Source organism: endosymbiont of unidentified scaly snail isolate Monju (assembly GCF_000801295.1).
Classification (GTDB): domain Bacteria; phylum Pseudomonadota; class Gammaproteobacteria; order Chromatiales; family Chromatiaceae; genus MONJU.
In genome coordinates, this window is record NZ_AP012978.1 from 456448 (window position 1) to 480945 (window position 24498).

Annotated in this window: 22 protein-coding genes and 1 other RNA gene; 17 read left to right on the forward strand and 6 right to left on the reverse strand. The window is 68.4% G+C overall.

Annotation, left to right across the window (positions count from 1 at the left end; translation table 11 throughout):
- Nucleotides 1–22: 22 nt before the first annotated feature.
- The 6 genes from EBS_RS02155 to EBS_RS12655 form a co-directional block, all read right to left on the reverse strand.
- Nucleotides 23–901, reverse strand: coding sequence for a phosphoribulokinase (locus tag EBS_RS02155; protein WP_043107089.1), 879 nt, complete (start codon nucleotides 899–901; stop codon nucleotides 23–25).
- 148 nt (nucleotides 902–1049) lie between these two features.
- The gene (locus EBS_RS02160) at nucleotides 1050–2444 is read right to left on the reverse strand and encodes an FAD-binding oxidoreductase (RefSeq protein ID WP_043107090.1); all 1395 of its coding nucleotides are present in this window, start codon (nucleotides 2442–2444) and stop codon (nucleotides 1050–1052) included.
- The gene (locus tag EBS_RS02165) at nucleotides 2431–2991 is read right to left on the reverse strand and encodes a BON domain-containing protein (RefSeq protein WP_231892832.1); all 561 of its coding nucleotides are present in this window, start codon (nucleotides 2989–2991) and stop codon (nucleotides 2431–2433) included. Before EBS_RS02165 ends, EBS_RS02160 begins: the two co-directional genes overlap by 14 nt.
- Nucleotides 2992–3024: 33 nt before the next feature.
- Nucleotides 3025–3612, reverse strand: a complete 588-nt coding sequence (locus EBS_RS02170; RefSeq protein ID WP_043107092.1) for an SIS domain-containing protein — start codon at nucleotides 3610–3612, stop codon at nucleotides 3025–3027.
- Nucleotides 3613–3824: 212 nt separating this feature from the next.
- The gene (locus EBS_RS02175) at nucleotides 3825–4175 is read right to left on the reverse strand and encodes a YraN family protein (protein WP_043107093.1); all 351 of its coding nucleotides are present in this window, start codon (nucleotides 4173–4175) and stop codon (nucleotides 3825–3827) included.
- A 7-nt stretch (nucleotides 4176–4182) separates the two neighbouring features.
- Nucleotides 4183–6156: a penicillin-binding protein activator gene (locus EBS_RS12655; protein WP_052199208.1), complete on the reverse strand. Its 1974-nt coding sequence runs from the start codon at nucleotides 6154–6156 to the stop codon at nucleotides 4183–4185.
- A gap of 144 nt (nucleotides 6157–6300) precedes the next feature.
- Here EBS_RS12655 and rsmI point away from each other — a divergent pair, with 144 nt between their 5' ends.
- The 17 genes from rsmI to ftsA all read left to right on the forward strand — a co-directional run bounded on the left by rsmI (nucleotide 6301) and on the right by ftsA (nucleotide 24474).
- Nucleotides 6301–7155 carry a 16S rRNA (cytidine(1402)-2'-O)-methyltransferase gene (gene rsmI, locus EBS_RS02185; RefSeq protein WP_043107094.1) on the forward strand — a complete coding sequence of 285 codons (855 nt, stop codon included), beginning with the start codon at nucleotides 6301–6303 and terminating at the stop codon, nucleotides 7153–7155.
- 193 nt (nucleotides 7156–7348) lie between these two features.
- Nucleotides 7349–7704: RNase P RNA component class A (rnpB, locus tag EBS_RS13230), an RNA gene on the forward strand.
- A gap of 336 nt (nucleotides 7705–8040) precedes the next feature.
- Nucleotides 8041–8499: a division/cell wall cluster transcriptional repressor MraZ gene (gene mraZ, locus EBS_RS02190; RefSeq protein WP_043107095.1), complete on the forward strand. Its 459-nt coding sequence runs from the start codon at nucleotides 8041–8043 to the stop codon at nucleotides 8497–8499.
- Complete coding sequence (gene rsmH / locus EBS_RS02195; protein ID WP_043107096.1) at nucleotides 8496–9434, forward strand: 16S rRNA (cytosine(1402)-N(4))-methyltransferase RsmH; 939 nt, start codon at nucleotides 8496–8498, stop codon at nucleotides 9432–9434. Before mraZ ends, rsmH begins: the two co-directional genes overlap by 4 nt.
- A complete protein-coding gene (gene ftsL / locus EBS_RS02200; RefSeq protein ID WP_043107097.1) occupies nucleotides 9431–9700 on the forward strand; it encodes a cell division protein FtsL in 270 nt (89 codons plus the stop codon). The genes rsmH and ftsL overlap by 4 nt, the downstream gene beginning before the upstream one ends.
- The gene (locus tag EBS_RS02205) at nucleotides 9700–11460 is read left to right on the forward strand and encodes a peptidoglycan D,D-transpeptidase FtsI family protein (protein ID WP_043107098.1); all 1761 of its coding nucleotides are present in this window, start codon (nucleotides 9700–9702) and stop codon (nucleotides 11458–11460) included. The genes ftsL and EBS_RS02205 overlap by 1 nt, the downstream gene beginning before the upstream one ends.
- Complete coding sequence (locus tag EBS_RS02210; RefSeq protein ID WP_052199209.1) at nucleotides 11460–12986, forward strand: UDP-N-acetylmuramoyl-L-alanyl-D-glutamate--2,6-diaminopimelate ligase; 1527 nt, start codon at nucleotides 11460–11462, stop codon at nucleotides 12984–12986. Before EBS_RS02205 ends, EBS_RS02210 begins: the two co-directional genes overlap by 1 nt.
- On the forward strand, nucleotides 12983–14353 hold the full coding sequence (locus EBS_RS02215; RefSeq protein WP_043107099.1) for a UDP-N-acetylmuramoyl-tripeptide--D-alanyl-D-alanine ligase: 1371 nt from the start codon (nucleotides 12983–12985) through the stop codon (nucleotides 14351–14353). The genes EBS_RS02210 and EBS_RS02215 overlap by 4 nt, the downstream gene beginning before the upstream one ends.
- Nucleotides 14347–15429, forward strand: a complete 1083-nt coding sequence (mraY, locus tag EBS_RS02220) for a phospho-N-acetylmuramoyl-pentapeptide-transferase (RefSeq protein ID WP_043107100.1) — start codon at nucleotides 14347–14349, stop codon at nucleotides 15427–15429. Before EBS_RS02215 ends, mraY begins: the two co-directional genes overlap by 7 nt.
- 12 nt (nucleotides 15430–15441) lie before the next feature.
- Complete coding sequence (gene murD / locus EBS_RS02225) at nucleotides 15442–16818, forward strand: UDP-N-acetylmuramoyl-L-alanine--D-glutamate ligase (protein WP_231892833.1); 1377 nt, start codon at nucleotides 15442–15444, stop codon at nucleotides 16816–16818.
- Nucleotides 16815–18008: a putative lipid II flippase FtsW gene (gene ftsW / locus EBS_RS02230; protein WP_043107101.1), complete on the forward strand. Its 1194-nt coding sequence runs from the start codon at nucleotides 16815–16817 to the stop codon at nucleotides 18006–18008. The genes murD and ftsW overlap by 4 nt, the downstream gene beginning before the upstream one ends.
- On the forward strand, nucleotides 17993–19069 hold the full coding sequence (murG, locus tag EBS_RS02235) for an undecaprenyldiphospho-muramoylpentapeptide beta-N-acetylglucosaminyltransferase (RefSeq protein ID WP_043107102.1): 1077 nt from the start codon (nucleotides 17993–17995) through the stop codon (nucleotides 19067–19069). Before ftsW ends, murG begins: the two co-directional genes overlap by 16 nt.
- A complete protein-coding gene (gene murC, locus EBS_RS02240; RefSeq protein ID WP_043107103.1) occupies nucleotides 19066–20493 on the forward strand; it encodes a UDP-N-acetylmuramate--L-alanine ligase in 1428 nt (475 codons plus the stop codon). Before murG ends, murC begins: the two co-directional genes overlap by 4 nt.
- Before the next feature lie 154 nt (nucleotides 20494–20647).
- Nucleotides 20648–21541, forward strand: coding sequence for a UDP-N-acetylmuramate dehydrogenase (murB, locus tag EBS_RS02245; RefSeq protein WP_408065678.1), 894 nt, complete (start codon nucleotides 20648–20650; stop codon nucleotides 21539–21541).
- Nucleotides 21538–22470, forward strand: a complete 933-nt coding sequence (locus tag EBS_RS02250) for a D-alanine--D-alanine ligase (protein WP_043107105.1) — start codon at nucleotides 21538–21540, stop codon at nucleotides 22468–22470. Before murB ends, EBS_RS02250 begins: the two co-directional genes overlap by 4 nt.
- Entirely contained in the window at nucleotides 22460–23239 is a 780-nt protein-coding gene (locus EBS_RS02255) for a cell division protein FtsQ/DivIB (RefSeq protein WP_070104708.1), read from the forward strand. Before EBS_RS02250 ends, EBS_RS02255 begins: the two co-directional genes overlap by 11 nt.
- A complete protein-coding gene (gene ftsA / locus EBS_RS02260; RefSeq protein ID WP_043107106.1) occupies nucleotides 23239–24474 on the forward strand; it encodes a cell division protein FtsA in 1236 nt (411 codons plus the stop codon). Before EBS_RS02255 ends, ftsA begins: the two co-directional genes overlap by 1 nt.
- Nucleotides 24475–24498: the final 24 nt, after the last annotated feature.

Genomic DNA, 24498 nt, shown 5'->3' on the forward strand with positions numbered 1-24498 from the left:
GGGTGTCGGACCGATGGGGTGATCAGTCCGCCTTGGCCTGCTCCATCATGCGGTCGATGATGGGCGCCAGGATGATCTCCATGGCGTAGCCCATCTTGCCGCCGGGTACCACGATGGTGTTGCGGCGCGACATGAAGGAGTTGGGGATCATGTTGATCAGGTACGGGAAGTCGATGTCGAACTTCTTCGGGTCGGCGAAGCGGATGATCACGAAGCTCTCGTCCGGCGTCGGGATGTCGCGGGCGATGAACGGGTTGGAGGTGTCCACCGTGGCCACGCGCTGGAAGTTGATGTCGGTGCGCGAGAACTGCGGGGTAATGTAGTTGATGTAGTCGGGCATGCGCCGCAGGATGGTGTCGACAATGGCATCGGCGCTGTAGCCGCGCTCGGCATTGTCGCGATGGATCTTCTGGATCCACTCCAGGTTGACCACCGGCACCACGCCGATGCCCAGATCGACGAACTGCGACACGTCCACGTCGTCGGTTTTCACCAGGCCGTGCAGGCCCTCGTAGAACATCAGGTCGGTGCCCTCGGGGATGGGCTCCCAGGGGGTGAACTCGCCGGGCTTCTTGTCGGTGCCCAGGCGCGCGTTGTGTTCGGCGGCCTCTTCCTCGCTGTGCAGGTAGTAGCGGCGCTCGCCGGCGCCGGTCTCGCCATAGGTCTTGAAGACTTCGGCCAGCTTGTCGAACAGGTTGGCCGCGGGGCCGAAGTGGCTCAGGCCCTCTTCGGCCATTTTGACCTTCATCTCGGCGCGGTCGTAGCGATGGAAGCTGTCCCCCTCGATGACAGCGGCTTTGATGCCTTCGCGGGTGAAAATGTGCTCGAAGGCGCGCTTCACGGTGGTGGTGCCGGCGCCGGAAGAGCCGGTGACGGCGATGACAGGATGCTTCTTGGACATGGATGAACCCCCTCGGAGCCTGTTGGAATTTTCTTCGTCGGCGACGGGCGACCTACCCGGCCCGGCCGCGGATTTTGGGGCCGGACTATAGCACAGGCGGTAAGCGGGTGATCTGCGCGGGATCAGGCGGTGCTGGCAGGGCACCGGCTCACTGCAGTGCCAGTTCGGGGTTGAGCACGCCCTTGGGGTCGAACTGGCGGCGGATGCCGGCCATCAGGCGCAGGGCCTCGGGGGAGAGTTCGCGGTCGAGAAAGGCCTGCTTGACCCGGCCGATGCCGTGTTCGCCCGAGAGGGTGCCGCCGAGCTCGAGGACCAGGGTGAACACCGCGTCCAGGCAGGTCCCGGCCGCGGCCGCCTGTTGCGGGTCGTCGGGATCGAGCAGCAGGTTGACGTGGATGTTGCCGTTGCCCGCGTGGCCGAAGTTGACGATGGGGATGCCGTGTTCCCGCGACAGTGCCTCCAGGCCGGTGATCAGCGCCGGCAGGCGCGAGACAGGGACCACCACGTCCTCGTTGATCTTCTTGGGGGCGACGTTGCGCAGCGCCGGCGAGAGCGCCTTGCGCGTGCGCCACAGCTGTGCCACCGCTTCGGGCGTGTCGGCAAGCTCCACGCTCAGGCAGCCCTCGCCGGCCGCGCTGTGGCGCACGGTCTCGGCGGCGGCGTCGACCGCAGCCGCCGGACCGTCCACCTCGATCATCAGCAGGGCACCGGCCTCGGCCGGCAGGCCGAGGTCGGAATAGTCGCGCACCATGGCGATGGCCTGGCGGTCCATGAACTCCAGGGCGCAGGGGGTGACCGGCTGGGCCATCAGGCGCGAGACGGCGAGCGCGGCCGTATCGATGTCGCGGTAGATCGCCTGCAGGGTGCGTCGGGCTTCGGGCAGCGGTGTGAGCTTGAGCGTGGCCTCCGTGATGACCGCCAGGGTGCCCTCGGAGCCGATCAGTAGCCGCGTCAGGTCGTAGCCGACCACGCCCTTGGTGGTGCGGGTGCCGGTGCGCAGGGTCTCGCCGGCGCCGGTCACCGCCAGCAGGCCCAGGGTGTTCTCGCGCGGGGTGCCGTATTTCACCGCGCGTGGGCCGGCCGAGTTGTAGGCGAGGTTGCCGCCAATGGTGCAGACCGCGGCGCTGGTGGGGTCGGGCGGCCAGAAGAAGCCGTGCTCGCCTGCCGCCTGTTGCAGCGCCTGGTTGGTGACACCGGGCGAGACCACGGCCAGCCGGTCGTCGGCCTCGATGTGCAGGGTCCCGTCCATGCGCTCGAGCGACAGCACGATACCGCCCGCGGCCGGTACCGCGGCGCCGGTGGTGCCGGTGCCGCGGCCGCGCGCGGTCAGTGACAGCCCTTCGCGATTGCACAAGCGCAGCAGTTCGACGACCTGGTCGTGCTCGCGCGCGAAGCAGACCGCACCGGGCAGGGCCTGCAGGCGGCTGTTGTCATAGCCGTAGGTCCAGCGTTCGGCCGGTTCGGCAAGCAGGTCGTCGCCGAACAGTGCGCGCAGTTCGCGCAGCACCGGGCGGGACAGGGTCGGCGTGTCAGAGGTATTCAAACAGCTTGACCACCTTTTTCACGCCACTGACGAAGCGGACCTTTTCGGTGACCGCATCGGCCTCGTTCGGAGAGAGCAGGCCCATCAGATAGACGGTGCCGCTGGACGAGACCACCTTGACCCGCAACGGGTCGAAGCCCTCGATGCCCACGTCGAACAGGGCCAGCTTGACCCGGCTGGTGAGGTAGGCGTCGGCAGCCGCGTCGCTCCAGGTGTTCTCGGCGCCGATGCTCACCTCGTTGTACACCTTGCGTACGCGCGGGATGCGCGCGACCTTGTCGGCGAAGCGTGCGACGATCTCGGCGTTGGCGGCCTGGCCGGTGAGCAGTACCTGCAGGTTGTACACCGAGATGTCGATGTTGCTCAGCTGTTCGAGTTCCTCGTCCGAGTGCAGGATGCGCAGGGCCTTGATGTGGATCTCCTTGTCCTCGATGAAGGTGCCGATGGTGCGCCGGTCGTGTGCCGCCACCGCGCCGGTGGTCGCACTACCGACCACCATGGCGGTACAGCCACCGAGCAGGCTGGCGATCAGGACGAGGGACAACAAGGGAAGAACGGAATGTCGGACTGGCATGATGGTTCAGCTCCCTAGCAATTGGGCGTCGATCAGGTCGCACAGGCAGTGGAGTACCAGCAACTGGCTCTCCATGACACGTGCAGGGTTGTCTGCTGGGACAGCGATGCCGATGTCGTGTTCCCGGGGAGGCCCGGAAAGTGCGCCCGGGCGTCCGCCAGTCAGGGCAATCACCCACATCTGGCGTTCGGCGGCCGCTTCGTGGGCCAGCAGCAGGCTGGCGTCGATCCGCCCCGGCGCGAACAGCAGCAACACGTCGCCGGGCTGCCCCAGGGCGTTGATCTGGCGCGAAAAGACCTGCTCGAAACCGGGGTCGTCGGCGATGGCGGTGAGCACGGTGCTGCTGGTGCCCAGGGTGAGTGCTGGCAGGCCCAGGCGCTCGCGCTCGAAGCGGTGCACCATCAGCGCGGTGAAATACTCGGCCAGGGCGGCGCCGCCCTCGGTGCCGCAGCACAGGACCTTGCCGCCGTGTACCAGTGATTCCACCAGCCGTTGCGCGGCGTCGGCGATGGCGCCGGTCAGCGCGCTGGCCGCGGAGCTGGTGGCCTCGATGTGCGAGGCGAAGTGCGCGGTGATGCGGGATTCAAGGTCCATGGGGGTACCGGGTCGTTTGCGGTGGCAAGTTTCTCATGCCTGGGGCCGTTCAGGAACCTCTGGATAAGCCTGGGATGGCGAGGTCGCGCCCGGAGCACCTCCAATCAAGTCCACCCCCTGCCTTGTGGGGAAGGTCAGCCCGGTGTCTGGATGCCCCCTGCCAGCCTCCCTCATCAAGTGGGAGGGGAGAAAACACTCTTTGTTGAGGCGTTTCAACCTGCATCGAAGGCGTTGCGGATCCATTCTGGTTCCTGGCCGCCGTCCAGGCCGACCACATCGAAGCGGCAGGGGCCGTCCCAGGGGTGGCGGTGCAGCCAGTGCCGGGCGGCGGCGATCAGGCGCTGTTGCTTGCGCCGGTCCACGCTGGCGATCGCGCCACCGAAACCGGTATGCCGCCGCAGGCGGACCTCGATGAACACCAGGGTGTCGCCATCGCGCATGACCAGGTCGATCTCGCCCTGGCGGCAGCGATGGTTGCGCGCCACCAGGACCAGGCCGCGTGATCGCAGCCAGTCCTCGGCCTGGCGCTCGCTGCGTTGTCCGTCCTGTTGCGTCCTTGCCACGGGCGGGTCAGCGTGTCGGTGATGTCGATGCTGCTGTCGGTGCCGGCGCTGGCGGTCTCGCGCCTTGCGGCAGCGGCGCGGCCTGCGGCGCTGGCGAGTCGGGCAGGCTGGTTTCTGGCGAGGCCAGCAGGTCCATGCGGCGGGAATAGCCCAGCACCCGCGGCGGTTCGTCGAGTTCGATCCACAGCAACTGGCGTTCGATCTGGCGCTCGGGCGTCATGTACAGGTTGCCGGTCTGGCCGTCGAGCGACTCCCAGGGGGTATCACGCAGGCGTCGCAGATGGGGTTGCAGGCGCAAGGCGTCGATACCCAGTGCGTGGAGGCGCACCGCCGGGCCGAGCACGCCGGGGATCAGCGCGCCCAGGCGCTGGCGCTCGTCCTGGTTGACGATCAGGGGAATGTCCGGCAGCAGGATGCCGCGCATGTCGGCCAGTTGCCGGCGAGTGAGGTGGCCGCTCCAGGCACGTGAGGTCGCATACACCGGGAGGTCGGCGGCGCGGAAGAACGCCAGTTGCGGCTTGATACCCTGGGCCTGGCCGGGGGTGGCCACCAGGAACACTGCGTCGGTGTCGGCGCGTCGGCGCGGCTCGAAGGCGATCTGTTGTCCCAGCCAGCTTTCCAGCCGTCGGTGGCGGGCCTTGCTGCGATCCAGTTGCAGCAGGGCAGAGATGGTGGCGCTGTGGTCCGCCGAGGTCGGATCGTAACGTCCGATGTCCGCCTCGTACCCGGTTAAGGTCTGCCAGCGTTCGGTGAAGGCGCGTGCCAGGCGTTCACCATAGGCGTCGTTCGGGACCAGGACGACCGGGCGGCGGTGCCCGTCCTGCCAGATGCGCTCGGCGGCGAGTCGGGCCTCGTGTTCCGGGTCGAGCGAGAACATGAACAGTTTCTCGGGCGGCGCCACGTCGGAGTTCACCTTGTTGAGCGCGAGCACGGGGATGGCCAGCTCGCCGGCGCGCACCAGTTGCTCGACCGCCGGTTTCTGCAATGGCCCGATGACTGCCTGGGGCCCGGCGGCGACCGCCTGGGCATACAGTGGCCAGGCGTCGGCTGGATCGCTGGAGTCGTAGAAGCGCAACAGCGGGCGCTGCTCCTCGGGGAGTTCGTAGAGGCTGATCATCAGGCCGTCGCGGATGGCGCGTGCCGCTGCGGCGTAGCGTCCAGTCTCGGGCAGCAGCACGGCAATGTGATCGACCGGCTCGATCTGCCCGGCCAGGCGGGCCATGTAGCGTTCCAGTAGTTCCGGCAGGGCGGGGTGATCGGGGTGAGTGGTGCGCCAGGCGGCCACCATGGGGCCCAGTTTCTCCGGGGTGGTGCCGTATTGCTTGATCAACAGCGCCAGGTCCATCCAGCCGCCAGCCACCCCGGGCGGCACCGGGCGCAGTTCGCGCAGGGTGCGTTCGTTGAGTGCGGTCAGAGAGGCGAGGATCTCGGACTGCACCTCGAGCCGCGCCTCACGGTCTTCCAGTAGCTCGTCGAGTTGTTGCAGAGTATTGGCCGATTCCAGCAGGTTGCCGATCTGTCGATAGGCGTTGGCCAGGTCGCGCAGGTGGTGCTGTTGCAGGTCGATCGGCATGTCCGGGCCAATCCTGCCCAGCAGGATCTCCAGGGCCTGGTCGGCCTGGTGGCGGGCGAGCGCCAGTTCGGCGTGCAACAACTCGACCCCCTGTCGTTGGCGGGCACTGGGAGTGGCGTTCTCGATGTCATTCAGCCGGGTTTCGGCGCCTTCCAGGTCGCCGCCCTTGAGTGAGGCCTCGGCGGCGCGCAGGAGAAACTCCGTGCCCGCATTGCCGGGTGTGCGCCTGGCCAGGGTCTCGAACAGGCGGGCGGCACCGAGCCAGTCCTCCTGTGCCAGCAGTGCCTCGGCACGTACCAGGTCGGGGTCGGGGCCCTTTTCCTGTTTCACCGGAGGTGGCGTACAGGCGCTCAGCACCAGGCCCAGCAGCAGGAGGATCGATCCAAGGCGTAGACGACGGGTTTGCATCTCAGGTCCAGTACGGCGACGATGGGGCATGCCGAGTCCCTCGGCACGTGGCGACGCGTCCTCGCGTCGCTTCGGGCGGTACGGAAGGTCCGCTCCCTCTCGGGGGTGTGGGTTCCGCCGCAGGCGGAGTATCGAAGGTGACTCATGATGCTGTCAAACGACACCGGTTGTCTGTATGTCGTCGCCACCCCGATAGGTAATCTGGGGGACATCACCCGGCGCGCCGTGGAGGTGCTCTCGGCGGTGGACCTGGTCGCTGCCGAGGATACCCGGCACACGCGCCGGCTGTTGCAATACCTGAGCATCGACAGACCCTTGCTGTCGCTGCACGAGCACAACGAGCGCGAGCGCATGCACGCCTTGCTCGAGCGTCTGCGGGCGGGTGAGCAGGTGGCGCTGGTCTCGGATGCCGGCACGCCGCTGATCAGCGACCCGGGCTATCCGCTGGTGCGGGCCTGTCGCGCCGAGGGCATCCGCGTGGTACCGGTGTCCGGTGCCAGCGCCCTGATCGCCGCGCTCTCGGTGGCCGGACTGCCGACCGACCGTTTTCGTTTCGAGGGCTTTCTGCCGCGCCGCGCCACGGCCCGGCGCGAGCGCCTGCAGGCACTCGCCACGGCACCGGAGACCCTGGTGTTCTACGAGTCCGCGCACCGCATCGAGGAGAGCCTGGCCGACCTGTGCGCGGTGTTCGGCGAGGCACGCGAGGCAGTGTTGGCACGCGAGTTGAGCAAGCGCCACGAGACCCTGCTCGACGGCACCCTGGGGGAGCTGCTGGCGCGGGTGTGTGCCGATCCCGATCAGCGGCGTGGCGAGTTCGTGCTGGTGATCGCCGGCGCCCCGGCGGAGGCGGAAGGCGACGAGCAGGCCCTGCGCGCCTTGTTGGCGGTGTTGCTCGAGGAGTTGCCGCTCAAGCAGGCCAGTGCGATTGCCGCACGCCTGAGTGGCGAGAAGAAGAACCGCGTCTACCGGCTGGCACTGGCGATGCGCGGGGAGGAATGACCCGGCACGGGAGCATTGGTGATTCGGCCCGGGAACGGACCTCCTGCAGCACCATCATCTCAACACCACCCGCAGGAGCGGCGTCCCCGCCGCGAACCAGGCCGCCACGCCCCTACCGCGAACCTTCCAGTCAGAGGGCCTCCTGTTCGCGAATGGCTCGCGCCCGGGGCCCGGCGACGGTATAGTGATTTCGGGAGTCGGCCAGGCGATCGCTGCCGCATCGCGGTGGAGGAAAGTCCGGACTCCGTAGGGCAGAGAGCCAGGTAACGCCTGGGCGGCGCGAGCCGACGGAAAGTGCCACAGAAAACAGACCGCCTAAGCCCGATCGGGCCGGCAAGGGTGAAAAGGTGCGGTAAGAGCGCACCGCGCCCCTGGCAACAGGGGTGGCAGGGTAAACCCCTCTCGGAGCAAGACCAAATAGGGAAGCGTGCCTCTGGCAGCCTGTGGCCCGCAGGTGCTTCCGGGTAGGTCGCACGAGGCGTCCGGCGACGGGCGTCCCAGATGAATGATCGTCCTCGACAGAATCCGGCTTATCGGCCGGCTCCCCTCGAAAACCTCTCCGACCGCCCCCGGTGCCGACGGCGCCAGGGGCGGTTTTCTTTCATCTATGCGGGGCCGAGCACGTGGTGCGTCAGGGTGACACCACTCAGGGCTCAACCTGAGAATTCACTTTAACTTGATCCTTTAGCGGGCTGTTTTTCATGGGCTTTGGCGGGGTGGAGGTGTGTGCTGTAAGTGTCTGAGTTCCAACGCTTTTTTTGGCGTTTCAGCTTGACCGGTGGTGCTGGGGCTTCTAAGATTGGTGAAGAGTGGCGGAGAGTGGGGAGAAAGGGAGAGAAAGTCCCTGCCTGCCGTCGGTGATCACCAAGGGGGAGTCCGTTTCCGGTGTTTCTGGGTGTCAATACACTCAATCTGGATGCCAAGGGGCGCATGGCCATCCCGGCGCGTTATCGCAATGCGCTGGCCGAGTGTTGTGGTTCGCGTGTGGTCGTGACCATCAATCCCCGTGAGCACTGTCTGTGGCTCTACCCCGAGACCGAATGGCAGGAGATCGCGCGCAAGGTAGCGCGCCTGCCGACCCTCAACCGCCAGAACCTGATCCTGCAACGCCTGTTGCTGGGGCATGCCTCCGAACTCGAGATGGACGGCCAGGGCCGCATCCTGCTCTCGGCCGAGCTGCGCGAATACGCGCGCCTGGGCAAGAAAGTGTCGTTGATCGGTCAGGGTCAGAAGTTCGAGATTTGGGATGCCGAGAGCATGGCCGCCGAGCGTGAGGGCTGGTTGCAGGAGGCCGGTGAGCTCGATGGCGAGCTGTCCGGCGATCTGGCGGAGTTGAGATTGTGAACGACGGCCTGGGCGAACATCGCCCGGTGCTGCTCGAAGAGGCCGTGACAGCCCTCGCCATCAAGCCGGAGGGGGTCTACGTGGACGGTACCTTCGGGCGCGGCGGGCACAGTCGCGTCATCCTCGAGCGGCTGGGGCCTGCAGGGCAGCTGATCGGGTTCGACAAGGACGAGGCAGCATTGAACGCGGCACAGAGACAGTTTGCGAACGAACCCCGCTTGCGCATGGTGCATGGCAGTTTCGCGCGCCTGGCCGAGGTGGCGCGCGCGTGGGACCTGGTGCGCCGCATCGACGGTGTGTTGCTCGATCTGGGGGTCTCGTCGCCGCAGCTCGACGCGCCCGAGCGCGGTTTCAGTTTCCAGCACGATGGCCCCCTGGACATGCGGATGGATCGCAGCACGGGTGAATCGGCCGCCGACTGGCTGGCGTACGCCGAGGAGGAAGAGATCGCCCGGGTGATTCGTGAATACGGCGAGGAGCGTTTCGCCCGCCGCATTGCTCGGACCATCGTGCGCGAGCGTGTCAGGCAGCCCTTGCGCAGTACCGCCCAGCTCGCGGCCCTGGTTGCCTCGGCAGTGCCCCGGCGCGATCCGCACAAGCATCCGGCGACCCGTACCTTCCAGGCGATCCGCATCCATATAAATAGTGAGCTGGATGATCTGCGGCGCTGTCTGAGCGATGCGCTGGACGTGCTGGCGGTCGGTGCGCGCCTGGTGGTGATCAGCTTTCACTCGCTGGAGGATCGCATCGTCAAGCATTTCCTGCGCGACCAGGCGCGCGGGCCGCGCCTGCCCAAGGGGGTGCCGGTACAGCATGAACAGGTGCAGGGGCGTCTGCGCCTGATCGGCAAGGCGGTGCGTCCGGGCGAGGCCGAGGTGGCCGCCAACCCGCGCGCGCGCAGCGCGGTGATGCGCGTGGCGGAGGTGCTGGCATGACCCGGCGTGCGCTCGTCTGGTTGTTGCTCGGCATCTTCGCGGTGCTGGCCAGCGGCATCGGCGTGGTCTATGCCAAGGCACGTTCGCGGGCGCTGTTTGTCGAAGTGCAGCAGCAGCGTGCAGAGCTCGAGCGCGAAATCATGGAGTGGGGACGCTTGCAGCTGGAGCTGGCCAGTACCGGCAGTCTGGAGGATGTGGCGCGCGCGGCAAGGGGGCGTCTGCACATGCGGGCGCCGGACCCGAAACAGGTGGTCGTGGTGGAGTGATGGCAGCCAGACGCGAGAAACGGGCCAAGAGGGCAAGACAGGAGGCGAAGCTGCCGAGCTTCGCCTTGCGTCGTGTTGGCGTGCTGGCGATCTTCGGCCTGGTCGCCTGCGTGCTGGTGTGGCGTGCGGTTGATCAGCAGATTCTCGAGAAGGACTTCCTGCAGTCCGAGGGTGCCGACCGTTACCTCGACCGCCAGACCATTGCCGCCCACCGCGGCCTGATCACCGACCGCCGGGGCGCGGTGCTGGCGCTGAGCACCCCGGTCGATTCGGTGACCGCCAACCCTCGTGTGCTCACGCCCGACACGCCGCACCTGGATCAGCTCGCTCGCGCCCTGGACATGCCGCTGAAGCGCCTGCGCGGCATTCTGCGGCGCAATGCTCACCGGCGCTTCGTCTATCTGAAGAAGCGTCTGCCGCCGGGGCGTGCCGAGCACGTGCTCAAGGTGGCGCGTGCGCTGGACATCGACGGGGTGCACCTGGAGCGCCGCGACCGCCGCTACTACCCGACCGGCGAGGTGTTCGCGCACGTGCTCGGCTTTACCAGCGCCGAGGACCGGGGCCAGGAGGGGCTGGAGCGTGCCTGGGATCGCGAGCTGCGCGGCGAGCCGGGTGTGAAGCGGGTACTGCGCGACGGGCGCGGCCGGGTGGTCGATGACGTGGAGAGCATCCGTACCCCACGCGACGGGCGCAACCTGGCGCTCAGCCTGGATGCCCGTCTGCAATATATTGCCTACCGCGAGTTGAAGGCCGCGGTGCATCGGCATCGCGCCATCGGTGGCTCGGCCGTGGTGCTCGACGTGCGCACCGGCGAGGTGTTGGCGATGGTCAACCAGCCCGGCTACAACCCCAATGCCAATCGCAGCAACCGCAACGGGCGGCTGCGCAACCGCGCCATCACCGATGTCTTCGAGCCGGGCTCGACCATGAAGCCCTTCGCCGTGGCTGCCGCGCTGGAGCAGGGCGTGGTCGCCCCGGATTCCATCGTGGACACCACCCCCGGCTACTTCAAGGTCGGCACCCTGACGGTGCGCGATCACCATCCCCTGGGGCGCATCGACCTGACCACCCTGCTGGCGCGTTCCAGCAACGTGGGCGCGGCGCGGTTGGCGCTGTCGCTGGACAAGGCGGCCTGGTGGCACAAGCTGGACGCGCTGGGCCTGGGGCATGCGCCGGGTACCGGTTTCCCTGCCGAGGCGGGCGGCCACCTGCCCTATTTCCGCGAGTGGGTGCCGGTCGACCAGGCCACCCTGGCCTATGGCTACGGCATCTCGGTGTCCATCCTGCAACTGGCGCGTGCCTATGCGGCGCTGGCCAACGACGGCGTGGTGTTGCCGGTCACCCTGTTGCGTCGCGACGAGGTGCCGCGCGGGCAACGGGTGTTCAGCGAGCGCATTGCGGTGGACGTGCGCTACATGCTCGAGGCGGTGGTCTCCGACAAGGGGACGGCGTCGCGTGCGGCGATTCCCGGCTACCGCGTGGCAGGCAAGACCGGCACGGTGAAGAAGCTCTCGCGGCACGGAGGGTATTCGGAGAACCGCTATCGCGCGGTGTTCGTGGGCATGGCCCCGGTCACCCGGCCCCGGCTGGTGATGGCGGTGATGATCGATGAGCCGCGCGGCAAGGAGTACTACGGGGGAGCTGTCGCTGCTCCGGTGTTTGCCCGGGTGATGAGCGAGGCGCTGCGCCTGCTCAATGTGCCGCCGGACGACCTCGAGCGACCGCAACTGCGGCTGGCGCTGGCCGGAGGGAAGTCCTGATGGTGCAGCGCGCAGACGGCAAGGGGTTGTTGCTGGGGGACCTGTTGCAGGGGGTTGTGGACCCCGGTGAGTTCGGTCGCCTGTGTGTCACCGGCCTCTGCCTGGACAGCCGTGAGGCAGTCGCCGGTGACCTGTTCCTGGCCACCGCGGGCAGCGCCACGCACGGCATGGCGCACCTCGACGAAGCCTTGCGCAACGGTGTGGTGGCGGTGCTGGCGCAGCCTTCGGGCGAGTGGGATCGCTCGCGCCTGGCGCAGATGGCCGCCACCTGTCCGGTGCCCCTGTTCATGGTCTCCGACCTGGGGCACAAGGCCGGGGTGATCGCCGGTCGCCTGTTCGGGCAGCCGGGCCAGGCCCTGCGCGTGATCGGTGTCACCGGCACCAATGGCAAGACCAGCGTTACCCATTTCCTGGCGCAGGCGCTCGGTTCACGGGTCCCGGCCGGGGTGATCGGCACCCTGGGCAATGGCCCGGTGGACGATCTGCGTGCGGCCACGCACACCACGCCGGATGCGGTCGCCGTGCAAGCCGAGCTGGCGCGCCAGGCGCGCCTGGGCATCAAGGCAGTGGCCATGGAGGTGTCCTCGCACGCGCTCGACCAGGGGCGGGTCAACGGCGTCCCCTTTCACACCGCGGTGTTCACCAACCTGTCGCACGATCATCTGGACTACCACGGCAGCATGGCGGCCTATGCCGCGGCCAAGGCGCGCCTGTTCCGGCGACCGGGCCTGATGCAGGCGGTGGTCAACGTTGACGATCGCATGGGGCGCGAGCTGTTGCAGGAGCTCAGCGCCCGGGTGATGACGGTCGCCTGTTCGACCAGCGGCCGGGTGCCCAGCCTGGCCGATCGCGCGATCCATGCCACTGGGGTCGAGCCCCATGCCGGCGGGCTGACGGTGCGCTTCGAGTCGAGCTGGGGTGCCGGCGAGTTCAGCAGTCCGGTGTTCGGGCGTTTCAATGCCGAGAACCTGCTGCTCACCCTGGGCGTGTTGCTCTCCTGGGACATGCCGTTGAAACGCGCGCTCGAGGCCATGGAGCACCTGCGCCCGGTGCCCGGGCGCATGGACCTGCTGGGAGGGCAGGGGCTGCCGCGCGTGGTGGTGGACTATGCGCATACCCCGGACGCGCTGGAAAAGGCGCTGGCGGCGGTGCGTGAGCACGCCCGCGGCCAGGTGATCTGCGTGTTCGGCTGTGGTGGCGACCGCGATCGCGCCAAGCGTCCGCGCATGGGTGGGGTGGCCGAGCGCCTGGCCGACCGGGTGATCCTCACCGACGACAATCCGCGTGGCGAGGATGGTGACGCCATCGTGCGCCAGATCCTCGGGGGCATGCAGCGACCGCAGGCGGTACAGGTGGAACGCGACCGCGCCCGGGCCATCGAGCAGGCCATCGGCGAGGCCGCGCCCGAGGACCTGGTGCTGGTCGCTGGCAAGGGCCACGAGGCTTGGCAACTGGTCGGTGGTCAGCGCATCCCCTTTTCGGATCACGAGCAGGTGCGGCGGGCCCTGCAAGGGCGGGCGGCATGATCGCGATGCGACTGTCCGAGGCAGCGCGGATCCTCCAGGGGCAACACCGCGGGCGCGATGCCCGTTTTGCCTCGGTGAGCAGCGATACCCGTACCCTGTGCACCGGGGACCTGTTCGTGGCCCTGGTGGGGCCGAACTTCGATGCCCACGATTATCTGTCGATCGCCGAGCAGAAGGGAGCGGTGGCCGCGCTGGTGCAGCGCGAGGTCGAGACCCCCATGCCGGTGGTGCAGGTCACCGACACTCGCTTGGCGCTGGGCGAACTGGCACGGGCCTGGCGCCAGCGGGCCGCGGCGCGCATCGTCGCGGTGACCGGTTCCAACGGCAAGACCACGGTCAAGGAGATGCTGGCTGCCATCCTTGGTCAACGACACGCGGTGCTGGCCACGCGGGGCAATCTGAACAACGACATCGGCATGCCGCTGACCCTGCTGCGCCTGCAGGACGAGGCCTTCGGCGTGATCGAGATGGGCGCCAATCACCCGGGCGAGATCGGCTACCTAAGCCGCATCGCCCGGCCCGACGTGGCGGTGCTCAACAATGCGGGACGCGCGCACCTGGAGGGCTTCGGCTCGGTCGAGGGCGTGGCGCGCGCCAAGGCCGAGATCCTCGAGGGACTGGCGGCGGACGGGGTCTTCGTGTTCAACGCCGACGACGCACATGCTGATCTCTGGCGCGAGCGGGCGCGCGGTCGGCGGACCCTGTCCTTCGGCCTGGGTGAAGCCGCCGATGTGCGCAGTCCCGGCGAGGCGCGGATCACGCTGGATGACACCGGGTTCGAGAACCGTTTCGAGGTGGTGCATCCCGGAGGACACTTCGATCTGTGCCTGCGCCTGGCCGGCGAGCACAACCGGCTCAATGCCCTGGCCGCCAGCGCCGCGGCCCTGGCGTTGGGTGTCGACGAGACGGCGATCCGCGAGGGACTGGCCGGGTTGCGCCCGGTGCCCGGTCGTCTGTGTCCGCTGCGCGCCGAGTGTGGCGCCTGGCTGGTGGACGACAGCTACAACGCCAATCCCGACTCGGTGGCCGCGGCCCTGGCCGCGCTGTCGGTCATGCCCGGGCGGCGCACCCTGGTATTGGGCGATCTGGGCGAGCTGGGGCCAGCCCAGGAACGCCTGCATGCCGAGCTGGGTGAACTGGCCGGAAGTGCCGGCATCGAGCGCCTGTTCACCTGTGGCGAGCTGAGCCGCCATGCCGGCGAGGCCTTCGGCGGCGAATGGCGGCATTTCGACGATCAGTCGGTGTTGATCGAGATGCTCTCCAGCACCCTGGCGGCAGACGACAGCGTGCTGGTCAAGGGATCACGGGCCAGCGCCATGGATCGCGTCGTCCGTTCACTGGCAGCACAGGAGACCGAGGCATGCTGATCGAGTTGGCCAACTATCTCACGATGTTCGACAGCAGCTTCGGCGTCGTGCGCTACATCACGTTGCGCACCATTCTCGCCGTGCTCACCGCGCTGGCGATCTCCTTCCTGGTGGGGCCGGCCATGATCCGCCGCCTGTCGCAATACAAGATTGGCCAGACGGTGCGCGACGACGGACCGCAGAGCCACCTCTCCAAGGCGGGCACGCCCACCATGGGCGGGGCGCTGATCCTGGTGGCGGTCGCGGTGGCCACCCTGTTGTGGAGCGACCTGGGCAATCGCTACGTGTGGATCGTGCTCACCACTACCCTGGCCTTCGGTGCGGTCGGCCTGTGGGACGACTACCGCAAGCTGGTGCTGCGCGATGCGCGTGGCCTGCCGGCGCGCTGGAAATACCTGTGGCAGTCGCTGTTCGGCCTGGCGGCTGCCTGGGCGCTGTACACCACCGCCCAGGTGCCGGCCGAGACCCGGCTGTTCCTGCCGTTCTTCAAGGAGTTTGCCTGGGACATGGGGCCGACCTTCATTCTGCTGGCCTACCTGGTCATCGTGGGATCGTCGAATGCGGTCAACCTGACGGATGGCCTCGATGGCCTGGCGATTCTGCCGACCGTGCTGGTGGCCGGCGCGCTGGGCATCTTCGCCTACGTCTCGGGTCACGCAGGTATCGCCGAGTACCTGTTGATCCCGCACCTGCCGGGGGTGGGCGAACTGGCGATCTTCGCCGGCACCCTGGTCGGTGCCGGGCTGGGTTTCCTCTGGTTCAACGCCTATCCCGCACAGGTATTCATGGGCGACGTGGGGGCGCTGGCGCTGGGTGCGGCGCTCGGCGTGCTGGCGGTCGCCACGCGACAGGAAGTGACCCTGTTCATCATGGGCGGCGTGTTCGTGATGGAGACCGTTTCGGTGGTGTTGCAGGTGGCCTCGTTCAAGCTCACCGGCAAGCGCATCTTCCGCATGGCGCCGCTGCACCACCACTTCGAACTCAAGGGCTGGCCGGAGCCGCGCGTGATCGTGCGCTTCTGGATCATCACTGTCATCCTGGTGCTGGTCGGCCTGGCCAGCCTGAAGATTCGCTGAGGGGGGGCGCCGGTGACCGCAACCGCCAGACAAGCCGATCAGCGACCACAGCGTACCCTGGTGGTAGGCCTGGGCGCGACGGGCCTGTCGGTGGCGCGCTACCTGATGCGCCAGGGGATGCGTGTGGCCATCGCCGACAGCCGCAGCGAACCGCCCGGGCTGGCGGAGCTGCAACGCGAGTATGCCGACGTGGCGGTGTTTCTCGGCGCCTTCGACGATGCGGTGTTCTCCCAGGCCGACATGCTGGTGGTCAGCCCGGGCGTGCCCCTGTCCACCCCGCAGATCGCCGCCGCACAGGCGCGTGGGGTGCCGGTGGTGGGCGATATCGAACTGTTCGCGCGCACGGCCGGGGCGCCGGTGGTGGCGATCACCGGTTCCAATGGCAAGAGCACGGTGACCACCCTGGTCGGCGAGATGCTGCGTGCCGCCGGTCGGCGCGTGGGGGTTGGCGGCAACCTGGGTACCCCGGCGCTGGATCTGCTGGATCCGGCGTGCCAGGCCTATGTACTGGAGCTGTCGAGCTTCCAGCTCGAGACCACCCTTTCGCTGAAGCCCGCGGTCGGGGTGGTGCTCAATGTCTCGCCGGACCACATGGACCGTTATCCCGATATCGACGCCTATGCGGCGGCCAAGGCGCGCGTCCTGCAAGATGCCGAGCTGGCGATCCGCAATGCCGACGATCCCCGGGTGATGGCCATGCCCGGCGGGCGGGGCGCCTGGACCTTCACCCTGGGCGAGCCGGCCGACGAGCAGGCGTTCGGGGTACGTGAACGGGAAGGGCGCGACTGGCTGTACCGTGGCGACCGTGGCGACGAGCCCCTGCTGGCAGTCGACGAGGTGCTGATTCCCGGCAGTCACAATCGAGCGAACGCGCTCGCGGCACTCGCCGTGGGCACCGCCATGGGGCTGGACAACGGTGTGATGTGCGAGGTGCTTCGGCGTTTCCCCGGCTTGCCGCACCGCTGTGAATTCGTCGGCGAGGTCGCTGGCGTGCGTTGGTACAACGACAGCAAGGCGACCAACGTGGGCGCCGCGCTGGCCGCCCTGCGCGGGTTGCACCGGCCGGGTGGCGAGGCGCGTGCGGTGATCATTCTCGGTGGCGACTGCAAGGATGGCGACTTTGCGCCCCTGCGCGAGGCCCTGGACGAGTGCGCGCGCGGCGTGGTGCTGATCGGCCGCGACCGCGAAGCGATCCGCCCGGTGGTGCCGCCCGCCTGCCAGCTCGCCGATGCCGCCAACCTGGAGGAGGCCGTGGGTCTGGCGCTGGAGATGGCGCACCCCGGCGACCACGTGTTGCTGGCGCCGGCCTGTGCCAGTTTCGACCAGTTCCGCAACTATGCCGAGCGCGGCGACCGCTTTCGCGGGCTGGTGAGGAGGCTGGGCGCATGAGCACGCTGGCCATGGACAACCGCATGGCGAGGGTACGCGGCGCCATGTCGCGCGCCCGCTTGATGGTGGATGGCTGGCTGCTGCTCGCGGTTGGCGTGCTGCTGGGCATTGGCGTGGTGATGGTTGCCTCGGCCTCGTTGCACCTGGGCATGCGCAATGGTGATGCGTTGCACTATGTCACCCGCCATCTGTTCGCCCTGGGACTGGGGGCGGGCGGTGCGGTGCTGGTGTATTTCACACCGGTCACCTGGTGGGAGCGCGCCAGCACCTGGCTGTACTTCCTGGGCCTGGGACTGTTGCTGCTGGTGTTCGTGCCGGGGCTGGGACGCGAGGCCAACGGCGCCCTGCGCTGGGTGGGGGTGGGGCCGCTGAGCCTCCAGACCTCGGAATTCATGAAGCTGTTCATCGTGCTCTACATGGCGGGCTACGTGGTACGCCGCCAGCTCGAGGTGGCGCTGACCGTGTGGGGCTTCATCAAGCCGCTGATCCTGTTGCTTGCTGCCTGTGGCCTGATCATGCTGCAACCCGACTTCGGCACCACCGCGGTGCTGCTGGCCACGGCCTTCGGCATGCTGTTCCTGGCCGGTGCGCCGCTGTGGCAGTTTGGCCTGCTGATCCTGCTCGCCGCCGGTGCCCTGGGTGCCCTGGTCTGGGTCTCGCCCTATCGCCTGGCGCGGGTGACCTCCTTCCTCAATCCCTGGGAGCAGGCGCAGGATGCGGGTTACCAGCTCACCCAGGCGTTGATCGCCTTCGGACGCGGCGAATGGACCGGGGTCGGCCTGGGCAATGGCATCCAGAAGCAGTTCTACCTGCCGGAGGCGCACACCGATTTCGTGATGGCGGTGATCGGCGAGGAGTTCGGCCTGATGGGCACTCTGCTGGTGATCGCCCTGTTCAGCCTGTTCATCTGGCGTGCCTTCGCCATCGGCACCCGCGCCGAACGTCGTGGTGCGCGCTATGCCGCGCACGTGGCCTGGGGGCTGGGGCTGTGGATCGGCATGCAGGCCTTCATCAACATTGGCGTCAACATGGGCCTGCTGCCAACCAAGGGGCTGACCCTGCCGTTCGTCAGCTATGGCAGCAACAGCCTGATCGTGTGCTGCGTGGCGGTGGGCATGCTCGCGCGCATCCAACGCGAGAACCTCGAGGCCGGCCGCTCGGACAAGGGGGGCGAATGGCAACGCGCGTGATGATCATGGCCGGCGGCACCGGCGGCCACGTGTTCCCCGCGCTGGCGGTGGCGCGCGCGCTGCGCGAGCGCGGCTGCGAGGTCAGCTGGCTGGGCAGCCCCGACAGCTTCGAGTCGCGCCTGGTGCCGCAGCACGACTTCCCGCTGGACACCATCGCCGTGCACCGCCTGCGCGGCCAGGGGCTGGGCGGCCTGCTTTCCGCGCCTTTCCGCCTGCTGCGCGCCATGCGCCAGGCCGTCAGCGTGCTGCGCCAGCGGCGGCCGCAGGTGGTGCTGGGCATGGGCGGTTTCGTTGCAGGGCCCGGTGGCCTGGTCAGCCGCCTGCTGCGCATCCCCCTGGTGATCCACGAGCAGAACACCCTGCCGGGGCTGACCAACCGCTGGCTGGCACGCATCGCCACCCGGGTATTGCAGGCCTTTCCCGGCGCCTTCCCGGAGAGCGACCGAGTGCGTACCTGCGGCAACCCGGTACGCCCCGAGATCGCGGCCCTGCCGCCGCCCGAGGCACGCATGGCCACGGCGGCCGAGGGGCCGTTGCGCCTGCTGGTGATGGGCGGTTCGCTCGGTGCCCAGGCGCTCAACGAGACGGTGCCCCGGGCGTTGGCCCGGCTGGACGAGGCCCGGCGTCCGCAGGTCTGCCATCAGGCCGGTCGTGGCAAGCTCGAGGCCACGCAGGCGGCCTATCGCGAGGCCGGTGTCGAAGCCCGGGTGGTGGAGTTCATCGCCGACATGCCACGGGCGCTGGCCGAGGCTGATCTGGTGATCTGTCGTGCCGGGGCTCTGACCGTCTCGGAACTGGCCGCGGCCGGGCTGGCCTCGGTGCTGGTGCCCTATCCGCACGCGGTGGACGATCACCAGACGCGCAACGCCCGCTACCTGAGCGAGGCCGGAGCGGCGGTGCTGCTGCCACAGGCCGAATTGAAGCCCGAGCGTCTGGCCGCACTGCTCGGAGAACTGGACGACCGCGAGCGCCTGCTGGCGATGGCGCAACGCGCCCGCGAGCGGGCCATGCCGCAGGCCGTCGAATGCGTGGTCGAAAACTGCCTGGAGGTGGTGGCATGAGCAGACTGCCCGATACCCCGCGCTATGCCGCCGAGACCATGGGTCGCATGCGTCGGCTGCACTTCGTCGGCATCGGTGGCGCCGGCATGAACGGGATCGCCCAGGTGATGCTCAATCTGGGCTACGAGATCAGCGGTTCGGACATTCGCACCAATGCCGCCACCGAGCGACTCGCCGAGCAGGGTGCGCGGATCTTCATCGGCCATGCTGCCGAGCAGGTGGCTGGTGTCGATGCGGTGGTCATCTCCAGCGCAGTCACCGAGGACAATCCCGAGGTGGTCGCCGCGCGCGAGCACCGCATCCCGGTGGTGCCGCGCGCCGAGATGCTGGCCGAGATCATGCGCTTCCGCTATGGCATCGCAGTGGCCGGCACCCATGGCAAGACCACCACCACCAGCCTGATCGCCAGCCTGCTGATCGATGGCGGCATGGACCCGACCTACGTGATCGGCGGCCGCCTCAACGCCGCCGGCAGCCATGCGCATCTGGGCGAGGGAGAGTTTCTGGTCGCCGAGGCCGACGAGAGTGACGCCTCCTTCCTCTATCTCCAGCCCATGCTCGCGGTGGTCACCAATGTGGACGAGGATCACATGAGCACCTACGGCGGCGATTTCGACCGCCTGCGCGCCACTTTCCTCGAGTTTCTGCATCACCTGCCCTTCTATGGCGTGGCGGTGATCTGCATCGATGACGTCAATGCGCGCGAGCTGCTGCCCGATGTCACCCGGCGGGTGATCACCTATGGCTTCGATGCCGGGGCCGAGGTGCGCGGCTCCGAACTGCGCCAGCAGGGAGGCACCACGCGTTTCACCGCGCACCTGCCGAGCGGGGAGCGTTTCGCCGTGCAGCTGGCCATGCCCGGTCGGCACAACGCGCTCAATGCCCTGGCGGCCATCGCCGTGGGGCACGAGCTGGGACTGGCCCCCGAAAGCATGCAGCGCACCCTGGCGCAGTTCCAGGGCATCGGCCGGCGTTTCCAGTTGCGCGAATGCCGGCTGGCCGACGGCGGCGAGGTGCTGCTGGTGGACGACTACGGTCATCATCCGCGCGAGCTGGAGGCGACCCTGGCGGCGGTGCGTGCCGGCTGGCCCGAACGGCGCCTGGTGCTGGCCTTCCAGCCGCATCGCTACAGCCGCACGCGCGATGCCTTCGACGACTTCGCACGGGTGCTGAGCACGTCCGACGTGCTGATCCTGAGTGAGGTCTATGCCGCCGGAGAGGCGCCGATCGCTGGTGCTGACGGCCGTGCCCTGAGTCGCGCCATTCGCGCGCGCGGCCAGGTCGATCCGATCTTCATCGAAGACATCGCCGAGTTGCCGCAGGTGCTTGCTGGCGTGGTGCGTGAGGGTGACATCGTGCTCACCATGGGGGCGGGCAGCATCGGCCAGGTCGCTGTACAACTGGAAGAGGAACTGTGTCGATGAAAGGGTCTTCCAGGGAATTCGTGGCGCCGACCGCCCGGCCGCGGACTCTGCGCATGGGCTGTGGCGAGCCGCTCGCGCACTGTCGCCTGACCTGGCCGGTGCCGCAGCGGCCGGCCTCGCGCCGCAAAAAGGCCCGGACGGAGCGCAATCGATGATGGCGGCGCGACAGAACACACCCTGGCGCGGTGAACTGCGCTTCGACGAACCGCTGGCACGGCATACCAGCTGGCGGGTCGGCGGCGCGGCGCGGCGCTTCTACCGGCCGGCCGATGCCGAGGACCTGGCGGCCTTCCTGCGCGAACTGCCCGCCGACGAGCCCTTGCTGTGGCTGGGCCTGGGCAGCAACCTGCTGGTGCGCGACGGCGGTTTTGCCGGCACCGTGATCGCGCTCAAGGGGCGGCTCGATACGATAGACATCGACGGTGATGTACTGCACGCCGGGGCCGGTGCCAGTTGTGCGCGGGCGGCCCGGCAGGCTGCACGCGCGGGGCTGACCGGGGCGGCCTTCCTGGCCGGCATTCCCGGTACCCTGGGCGGCGCCCTGGCGATGAACGCCGGCGCCTTCGGTGGCGAGATCTGGCCGGTCGTGCGCGCGGTGCGCACCGTCGACCGCGCGGGCATTCTGCGCCGTCGCCTGCCCGCAGACTACCGGGTTGGCTATCGCGAGGTGACGGGACCGGCCGGCGAGTGGTTCGTCGGCGTCGAGCTGCAACTCCGGTCCGGCGACGTGGCAGCCGAGCAGGCAGCCATCCGTGGCCTGCTGGAACGGCGCGCGGCCACCCAGCCGACCGGTCTGCCCAGTGCCGGCTCGACCTTCCGCAACCCGCCGGGTGACCACGCGGCGCGCCTGATCGAGGCAGCAGGGCTCAAGGGGTATCGCATCGGCGGCGCCGAGGTCTCGCCGAAGCACGCCAACTTCCTGATCAATACCGGCGAGGCCACCGCAGCCGATATCGAGGCCCTGATCGCGCACGTGCGCGACGAGGTCGAACGCCGCTTCGGGGTACGCCTGCAGACCGAGGTTCACATCGTGGGAGAGCCGACATGAGTCTGTGCGCGGAAGATTTCGGCAAGGTGGCGGTGCTGATGGGTGGCTGGAGCGCCGAGCGCGAGGTCTCGCTGGTCAGCGGCGCGGCAGTGCTCGAAGGGCTGCGTGCGCGCGGCGTGGATGCGCACGGCATCGACATGGGGCGCGACGTGCTCGAGGTGCTGCGCGCCGGCGGTTTCGATCGCGTGTTCAATGTCGTCCACGGACGAGGCGGTGAGGACGGTGAACTTCAGGGGCTGCTGGAGGTTGCGGGCATTCCCTGTACCGGCACGGGCGTGCTGGGCTCGGCGCTGGCGATGGACAAGTACCGCTCCAAGCTGGTCTGGGCCGGCATGGGGCTGCCGACGCCCGGCTTCGTGCTCGTCGAGGACGAGGCCGACCTGGAGCATGCCGCGCGCCTGGGCTTTCCGCTGATGGTCAAGGCCGCGCTGGAAGGGTCGAGCATCGGCGTCTATCGCGTGGAGGATGCCGTGGCACTGCGTGAGGCCTGGGAGAAGGCGGCGGCCTGCGACAGCCACGTGATGGCCGAGGTCTGTATCGAAGGGGAGGAATTCACCTGCGCCATCCTCGATGGTGAGGCGCTGCCGATGATCCGCCTGGAGACCCCGCACAGTTTCTACGACTACGAGGCCAAGTACCGCGCCGACGACACCCGTTACCTGATCCCCTGCGGCCTGTCGGCCGAAGAGGAGGCTGCCGCCCAGGCCCTGTGCCAGCGCGCCTTCGCAGCGGTGGGGGCGGCGGGCTGGGGTCGAGTGGACCTGATGCGCGATGCCGGCGGGCGGCTCTGGCTGATCGAGGTGAACACGGTACCGGGCATGACCGATCACAGTCTGGTGCCCATGGCCGCGCGCGCGGCCGGTATCGATTTTCCCGAACTGGTCTGGCGCATCCTCGCGCAGACCCTGGAGGTGGAACATGGCGGCTAGAAGGCCTGGCAAACAGGCGGCCGCACCGCGCGGCCGGAGCGGCATCTCCCTGGGGCTGTTGTCGGCGTTGCTGCTCGTGGCGCTGGTGTTCGCCGGCTGGCAGGCCCTGACCCGGCCCGACCGCCTCCCGGTGCGGCGCATCGAGATCACCGGCGAGTTCACCCACCTGCGCACCGCGGACATCGAGCGGCGCGTCGCCCAGGTGCTCGATGGGGGTTTCCTGGACCTGGATATGCGCCAGGTGCGCGCGGCGGTGATGGCCCTGCCCTGGGTGGACCAGGTGAGTGTGCGCCGCGTCTGGCCCGACACCCTGCGCATGCATGTGGTCGAACAGGTGCCCCTGGCGCGCTGGAACGAGGACGCGCTGGTGAATCTGCGGGGCCAGGTGTTTCGCCCCGATCCCCTGCCGGCGCTCGATGGCCTGCCGCGCCTGCGAGGCGAGGACGGCATGGCACCGGAAGTTGTGGCCTTCTACCTGCGCTTGCACGCGGGGGGGCTGCCCGAAGGGCTGGAGATTGCGGAGCTGGCGCGCAACCAGCGCGGCGAGTGGCGGGTGGTGTTTGCCAACCGCCTGGAGCTGATGCTGGGGCGCGAGGACCTGGGGGCTCGCCTGGCCGCGTTCTCGCGCATCTATCCGCAACTGGCAGCGCACATGGGGCGCCGGCCACGCCGTATCGACATGCGTTATGAACACGGCTTTGCCGTGCAATGGCAGCCGGCGGACGAGGCGCAGGCCTCGCTGGCCGGCGGCGGGACGGGTGAGATCTGATGGTCAAGAAGACAGACAGGAACATTATCGTCGGCCTCGATATCGGTACCTCCAAGGTGGTGGCGATCGTTGGCGAGGTGAAGGACGACAACAGCATCGAGATCATCGGCCTGGGCTCGCACCCTTCACGGGGCCTGAAGAAGGGCGTAGTGGTGAACATCGAGTCCACGGTGCAGTCCATTCAGCGCGCGGTCGAGGAGGCCGAACTGATGGCCTCGGTGGAGATCGATGCGGTATACGCGGGCATCGCCGGGAGCCACGTGTCGAGCCTCAACTCGCACGGCATCGTGGCGATCAAGGACGGCGAGGTGACGCATGCCGATGTCGAGCGGGTGATCGACGCCGCGCGCGCGGTGCCCATCCCGGCCGACCAGAAGATCCTGCACATCCTTCCGCAGGAATTCATCATCGACAACCAGGAAGGCATCCACGACCCGGTCGGCATGTCGGGCGTGCGCCTGGAGGCGCGCGTACACATGGTCACCGGCTCGGTCAGCGCGGCGCAGAACATCATCAAGTGCGTGCGCCGCTGCGGCCTCGAGGTCGAGGACCTGATCCTCGAGCAGCTCGCCTCCAGCTACTCGGTGCTGGAGGAAGACGAAAAGGATCTGGGGGTCTGCCTGGTTGACATCGGTGGCGGGACCACCGACATCGCCGTGTTCACCGGGGGCGCCATTCGCCATACCGGGGTGATCCCCATCGCTGGCGACCAGGTCACCAACGACATCGCGGTGGCCCTGCGCACGCCCACCCAGCACGCCGAGGAGATCAAGCTCAAGTACGCCTGCGCGCTCACCCAGCTGGCCAGTCCGGACGAGACTATCGAGGTGCCCAGCATCGGTGACCGGCCACCGCGCAGGCTTTCGCGCCAGACCCTGGCCGAAGTGGTCGAGCCGCGCTACGAGGAGCTGCTCACCCTGATCCAGGCCGAGCTGCGGCGTTCGGGTTTCGAGGACCTGGTCGCCGGTGGCGTGGTGATGACCGGGGGCAGTTCCAAGATGGAAGGCGTGATCGACCTGGCCGAAGAGGTGTTCCACATGCCGGTGCGCCTGGGCATCCCCCAGTACGTCACCGGTCTGGACGATGTGATACGCAATCCCATCCACGCGACCGGGGTGGGGCTGCTGCTGTTCGGCCATCGCAATCGCGCGTCGCGGGTGCCCGAGATGGCGGTGGGCGGAGGTTTCAAATCGGTCTGGAACCGCATGAAGAGCTGGTTCCAGGGCAATTTCTGATGGCGACCCCGGGCGGGGCGCCAG